The sequence below is a fragment of the Agrobacterium sp. 22094 genome (assembly GCF_052046015.1).
Lineage (GTDB): Bacteria > Pseudomonadota > Alphaproteobacteria > Rhizobiales > Rhizobiaceae > Agrobacterium > Agrobacterium cavarae.
Map to the genome: position 1 here is coordinate 1 of NZ_JBQEPX010000039.1, position 365 is coordinate 365.

Here is a 365-nt window from a genome sequence, read left to right on the forward strand (position 1 = left end):
TAACGCCAAACATGATATTCGTCTCTCAGAAAAGTACATCTCTTTACCAAAAGAAACAAGAGAAACATGGAAAACAGAAAAACAATTGCATTTAGAAGCCCAGAAAGACCTCAGATACGACGATTTCAAAAAAAGAATAGTAGAGTCCCATCCGCAAGGGAAATTCCAACCAACGCCCGATGGAGCCGTCTATAGTGAAGCGCATGGCGGTTACATTGCTATAGAAGTGACAACACGTAACTACAAAGAAATTGATATCCAACAAAAACAAGAATTTGCGAAGACATTTTTATCCGGATATGAACAGCTATAGGAGGAAAGAACATGGCAACACAACCAACATTTATTGTTCCACATACTTTTTA

At 38.1% G+C, this 365-nt stretch carries 1 protein-coding gene; it reads left to right on the forward strand.

Annotation, left to right across the window (positions count from 1 at the left end):
• On the forward strand, positions 1-313 hold a 313-nt coding region (locus ACTJK5_RS23070; protein WP_440613325.1), incomplete at its 5' end, for a hypothetical protein.
• Between the last annotated feature and the right edge of the window lie 52 nt (positions 314-365).